5 protein-coding genes are annotated in these 6,000 nt (G+C 71.6%); 2 read left to right on the forward strand and 3 right to left on the reverse strand.

From position 1 onward, the window contains the following. Positions 1-476 precede the first annotated feature (476 nt). Positions 477-1,316, reverse strand: a complete 840-nt coding sequence (locus BM290_RS25910) for a helix-turn-helix domain-containing protein (RefSeq protein WP_093618412.1) — start codon at positions 1,314-1,316, stop codon at positions 477-479. Between the two features lie 86 nt (positions 1,317-1,402). On the opposite strand from BM290_RS25910, the gene BM290_RS25915 reads away from it, so the two are divergent. Both BM290_RS25915 and BM290_RS25920 read left to right on the forward strand, forming a co-directional pair. Beyond that, positions 1,403-2,101 carry an SDR family NAD(P)-dependent oxidoreductase gene (locus tag BM290_RS25915; protein WP_093618521.1) on the forward strand — a complete coding sequence of 233 codons (699 nt, stop codon included), beginning with the start codon at positions 1,403-1,405 and terminating at the stop codon, positions 2,099-2,101. Positions 2,102-2,226: 125 nt separating this feature from the next. Continuing rightward, a complete protein-coding gene (locus tag BM290_RS25920) occupies positions 2,227-2,658 on the forward strand; it encodes an ATP-binding protein (protein WP_093618522.1) in 432 nt (143 codons plus the stop codon). A 555-nt stretch (positions 2,659-3,213) separates the two neighbouring features. Here BM290_RS25920 and BM290_RS25925 read toward each other — a convergent pair. Further along, positions 3,214-4,842, reverse strand: a complete 1,629-nt coding sequence (locus BM290_RS25925) for an MFS transporter (RefSeq protein ID WP_143133958.1) — start codon at positions 4,840-4,842, stop codon at positions 3,214-3,216. Continuing rightward, on the reverse strand, positions 4,843-5,805 hold the full coding sequence (locus BM290_RS25930) for an FAD-dependent monooxygenase (RefSeq protein ID WP_143133959.1): 963 nt from the start codon (positions 5,803-5,805) through the stop codon (positions 4,843-4,845). It lies immediately after the preceding gene. Positions 5,806-6,000: the final 195 nt, after the last annotated feature.

Raw genomic sequence — 6,000 nt, forward strand, 5'->3', positions numbered from 1 at the left:
GCTCTGCCGCGATCGGAGCCCGTCGGCTACCGGCTTCGGCAGCGCCTGCCGGAACCGGCTCAGGGGCCGCCACCGGGCCGGTCCGACCTGCCGATCCCGACGGAGCCCACGCGGCCGCACGCTTCTCGCCGAGCATTCGACCGGCGAAGAGCCCGTGCCGGTCGCGGCCCGCCTGCCGAACCCCGAGCAGGTTTGACAGGCTGTTTCTGCGAAGGTCATCGCTCTCGCGCCGGCGGCGGTCGGATCGTGCGGCGAGCCCGGCGGTGGCGTCGCCGGGGATCGTGGACGAGAGACGGCCGGCCCGGGCGATGGCCGTACCCCGGTCGCCGGCGGTCGCTGCGAGCGAGATCCGGTTGGCGAGCCGGCCACCGGGCCACCCGCCCGGGAGAGGCGGCCGCGCCGCATCGCCACCATCAGTCATCCGGGCCGTGCCGGGCGCATGCCGGGACGCGCTCGACGATGCAAGACGGCCCTGATCAGGTCCCGCTTGCGGCGCCGGTGAGGACGGCCAGGCGCAGTCTGGTCTCGTCGTCGCTGTCCGGCGCGGCGCTCATGATGACGATCTTCAGCTCGGCGTCGCCGTCGGTGAGCACGTCGCAGTCCACCGCGATCGGCCCGACTTCGGGATGGTCGATGATCTTCTGGTCGCTGCGGTGGGCGCCGACGGTGCCGTCGGCCCAGAGCGCCGCGAACCGGTCACTGCCCGCGGTCAGCTCCGCGATCAACGTGAGGAGCCGGCGGCTGCCCGGGAACCTGCCGGTCGCCCGGCGCAGGTCGCCGACCAGGGCGGCCTCGGGCGTCCCGGCCACCAGCGACGTCACAGCGTGCCGGCTAAGCCGTGGCGCGCCGGCGAGGAACGTGTCGCGGGCGAAGTTGCGCAAGTGGGGTGGAGCCTCCGAGGGGTCGCCGCAGAGTGCGGCCCAGCTCCGGTTCCACCAGATCAACTGCCAGTCGGCCGCGAAAACGGCCACTGCCGCGTCGCCGAGCCGCCGGACCACCCGCTGGACGCTCGCCGGGACATGATCGGTGATCTCGGCGGCGTCCGGGGGGTTCAGGCCGGCCAGCCGGTAAAGATGGTCGCGCTCGGCGACGGACAGCTGCAACGCTCGGGCCAGTGCGGCCGCCACCTGCGACGACGGGTTGGTGAACCGGCCCTGCTCGAGCCGGACCAGGTAATCCACCGAGATGCCGCTGAGCTCGGCAAGCTCTTCCCGGCGCAAGCCCTTGGCCCGGCGCGATCGGCCCGGCGGGAGGCCCACCGCGGCCGGCGACAACCGGCCACGCCATGCACGAAGAGTGTTCCCGAGCTCGTTCATGCCCCGATTCTTCCGCGTCCAGCGAGGATCAGGGTGGTAGCGCTGTTCCCTGGATGCCGGCGCGGGCGCCGGGCACGGTGGTCGGCATGACGATCACCTTCATCACCGGGGCCAACCGGAGCCTCGGCTACGAGACGGCTCGCCGGTTGATCGCGGCCGGCCACACCGTGCTGCTGGGCGCCCGCGACGAGCGGGCCGGCAAGCCGGCGGCCGACGAGCTCGGCGCACGTTTCGTCCGTATCGACGTCACCGACGACGCCTCGGTGGCCGCGGCGGCCGCCGACGTCGAGGCCCACGAGGGCGCGGTCGACGTCCTGATCAACAATGCCGGGGTCCACGGTCCGGCGGGCGACCCGAGCACCCTGACCGGCGCCGACGTGCTCGCCGTCATGGACGTCAACGTCGCCGGGGTGGTCCGTACGACGACCACGTTCCTGCCGTTGCTGCGACGCTCCGCCGATCCCGTGATCATCAACGTGAGCAGTGGCATGGGCTCGCTGGAGGCCACGCACGACCCGTCCCGGCCCGAGTCGACATATCTGGCGCCGGTCTACACCGCGTCCAAGGCGGCGCTGACCATGCTGACCACACAGTACGCGAAAGCCCTCCCGGGGATCCGCGTCAACGCAGCCGACCCGGGCTACACAGCGACCGACTTCAACGGCCACTCCGGCCCGCAAACGGTCACCGAGGGAACCGACGCGGTCGTGGCGCTGGCCACCGAGGGCCCGGGCCACAGGTCGGGCCGCTTCGTCGACCGTCACCGGGAGATCACCTGGTCGTGATGCCGGCGGTGGGCCGCCCCGTACGGGTCGGCCCACCGCGGTTCGCACGTACCTCGCCCGACATCTGAGCCACTCGCCGGCGGGCGGACCGCATGATCAACCGCCCGTTCGGGCATCAGGAGCGAGTGACCGAACTTCTGACCTCGCCACCGCCACCACAGGCCGACGGGCTGCACGCCTGGGCACTGAGCGACAGCACCGAACTGCGAAGCCTCCGGGCGCGCCTGCGGCAGGCGGTGAACGCCTTCGCCGCGACTGACGGTGCGGCGCTGGACGAGATAGCGGAGAACATGGTGCTGGTCGCCACCGAACTGGCCACCAACGCCATCAGGCACGGCCTGCCACCCGTCACGGTGCGGCTGCTGCACACCGCGGACCAGTTCGTCATCGACGTGGCCGACCACGACCTGAGTGCCGTACCCGAACTCGCCGGCACCCGCCCGCCCGGCGCAGGCGGCCGCGGACTGCACCTGGCCCGAGCCCTGTCACTGCAGGTCGGCTGGTACGCCACCGACACGACCAAACACGTGTGGGCCTGCTTCCCCATCCATCCGTGACCGGCCGCACCTCACAGACTCGCTTCGGAGTTCGGCGGCTCCACCGGGCGAGGCGCGGTCATGACTGCGCGACGGCATGACGTGCCGCGAGCAACTGCGGATCGTCAGGCTCCGCCACTCAGGATCTTCCGCCGCGAACGCCACGCCCGCGCGGGCAGCGGCTACGGCCTGCTCAGTGGACGGGCCGCCGCCGGCCGACGTCCGTACCGCGAGTCGTTCAGGGGTCTGCCGGTTTCGTACTCGCATCCGCGCGCCGGCGTGGGACGCACCCGGAACCCGGCGCGTCGGGCCCGCAGCGCCGGCTGGGTGAACCGGGTCCGGCGGGAGTCAGCACCCGATGACGAGGTGGCCGCCTGGCCCACCGAAACCACCGGGCCAGGCCCCGGACGCCCGAAGGGCTCCCGGCCCACACCCGCGAAGCGCTGGCCCGCCATCAAGAAGAAGCAGGTCAAGAACCTGGAAGCGGAAAAACGACGTGGAACGCGAAGCCACGACTGCCGCGGACGACCCCGGACCACCGCGGCCGATGACGCGAGCCTTTCCGGCGTGGAGTTCTCAACTTCCCTGTCGTGTCGGCACCAGGAGAGCTGACAGGATCGCGGATGTCGCCGCGGCGGTGGCGACGACGAACGCGGTGGTGTAGCCATCGCCCGGCGGCGTGCCGGCCGATCCGGCATGGGCTGCCAGGACCGTGGTGGCGATGGCCGAGCCGAACGCGCCTCCGACCGTACGGACCACGGTGTTGATGCCGGTGACGACCCCGACTTCGCTGCCCTGCACGGACTGGACGATGAGGTTGGCCATCGAGCCGAAGGCGAAGGACGCCCCGGCGCCCATGGTGAAGCCGCCCAGCAGGAGATGCCAGGGTACCGAGTGGAATACGGTGAGCTGTGCAAACGACCCGCTGGTGAGGGCGGCCCCCAGTACCAGGGTGCGGCGGAAGCCCAGCGCAACGCCGAGCCGCCCGGCGAAGGTGCCCACCAGAAGTTGGCCGATGGCGCTCGGCAGCAACAGCAGGCCCGCGACCGTCGCGGTCGTACCCAGTCCGGGCCCGTCACCGGCTGGGGCCTGAGCGAGTTGAGGCAGGAGCAGAAAACCGGCGAAGATCGCCAAGCCGATGAGGAAGGCGGTCACGTTCGTCATCGCGACGGTGCGCTGAGCAAGGACATCGAGGCGGATCAACGGCCTGGCGGTGCGCGATTCCAGCCGGATCCAGAGCAGCAGCAGCACTGATCCGCCGCACAGCAGGGCCACGTCGGCCGGTGAACCCCAGCCCAGGGACGGTGCTTGCGTCACCCCGAGCAGCAGTGATGCCAGGACCGCCGCCAGCAGGAGCGCCCCGGCCCAGTCGATGCCGTTGCCATCGCCGCGTGGGGACGGCGGTACCCAGCGGTGGGCGGCGACAGCGACCGGCAGCGCGACCAGGCCGAGCCAGAAGAGCCAGGAGACGTCGAGGTGGTCGACGATCACTCCGGACAGCGGCAGCGCGATGCCGGAGCCGACGCCGAAGATGGCACTGATGAGGCTGATCGCTCCTGGCACCTGTGGTTGCGGGAAGGAGTCGCGGACCACTCCGAAAGCCAGCGGGAACACGCCACCGGCCACTCCCTGCAGCACCCGGCCGGCAATCAGGACTCCCACGCTGGGTGCCAGGGCGTTGACGACCGCGCCGAGGCAGAACATCAGCAGTACGGCGGTGAGCATCCGGGCTTTGCCGTACCGCTCGCCCAGCTTGCCGACGACGGGTGTCGCGATGGAGGCGGACAGAAGGAAACCGGTGAGGATCCACGACGTGGTCGTAGGGCTCGCGTTGTAGTTTCGCGCGAGGGCCGGCAGTGCGGGAAGCACCAGGACCTGCGACAGCGCGAAGCTGACGCAGGCGGCGAGCAGAACGGCCAGGACCCGGTTCGGGTGGCTGGTCAGCGGTTGCGCTTCCGGTGCCGCGGGAGCGGGATCGTTCTCCGGGGTCTTCATGGGGGGTCCTTCGACGGCTTGCTCGGGGGCGTACATCGATGGGGTGCACGCCACCGATCGGGCCGTGCGATGCGGATGTGCGGGGTCAGCCGACCGGCGGCGGCCCTCCGCTGCAGCGCTGGAAACGAGCTGCCCTCCGATCGGGTCGGGGATGTGGGGCGCGGCGAAGGCGATCCCGCGGGCCCGGATGTCGGCGCCGAGCCGGGTCACTCATGCGGCGGCCCGCCCGTTGAGGCTGGAGTTGAAGTGATGAACCGCGGAGGCGGCGCTGAGGCCGAGTTCGGCGAGACCGCGAAGACCGGGCCGGTCGAGACGGTCGACACGGGACAGCCACCGCAACGGCAGCATGGAGAAGCGGATCGCGGCCGGCGCATAGCCGGCCATCTCGCGGTGGAAACGATGGGTCGCCAGGGCGATGGTGCTGTGCCCGTCGCGAGCGGCGAACAGTTCGCGCGCGAGGTGGTCCGCGTCGATGATCGCGGTGGCGGCGGCGCGTCCGCCGGTGGGCGGCATGGCGTGCACCGCGTCGCCGAGTGCGGTGACCGGTCCGGCCGGCCACGGCGTCAGGTCCGCATCGGGGTCGGCGGCGTAGAACCGGAACCCGGCTGCGGAGCCGGGGTCGGCGGCGGCGATGAGTTCGAGCACGGCCGGGGGCCAGCCACGAACTGTCGACAGCGTGAACTCGATCAGCTCCGGCCCGGTCATCGCCTGCACGGTGGCGGGCGGCAACACCTTCTCGGTGGCACTCAGTCCCCACACCAGGGAGGGCGCCTCCGTGATGGCCGGGACGGTCGTGCAGGAGGCCGGATCGATTGCCGGGCCGCCGCTCGGGTCGTGGACCTGCATGAACACCGACGCTCCCGCGAGGCCCAAGGAGAGCACCGGCCCGTCGCCGACGATGGTGGGCAGCAGGGCCCGGGTGCGGTCGGTGAGCGGGGTACGGGCAGCGATGCCCCCGAAGCCGATGGGGCCGGCCAGGTCCCGGCCGGCGAGCGAGGCCGCCACCCGGGAGCGGGTGCCGTCGGCGCCGACGAGGACGTCTGCGGTGTCGGTGCTGCCGTCGGCGAAGTGGGCGGTGATCCGGCCGTCGGACAGAACCTCGTGGGAGACATATTCGGCCCCGAACCGCACCTGATCGTCCAGGCCGTGGGTGAGCAGGGTTCGTAGCGGCACGCGTCCGATCATGAGAGTGTCGGTGCCCTGATCGGAGGGGCGGGTGACCAGCGGGCGCAGGTGGTGATCGGTCCAGGTTTGACATCCTCTCCGCCCTAATGGACGGAGATTCCCTCCACGCTGCGCGTGGAACACGCAACGTCCGGGTGGGTTCCCGCTTCTCTGCGCGCCGCCGGGACGAGTCCCGGTCTTACG

This window comes from Actinoplanes philippinensis (assembly GCF_900113015.1).
GTDB lineage: Bacteria > Actinomycetota > Actinomycetes > Mycobacteriales > Micromonosporaceae > Actinoplanes > Actinoplanes philippinensis.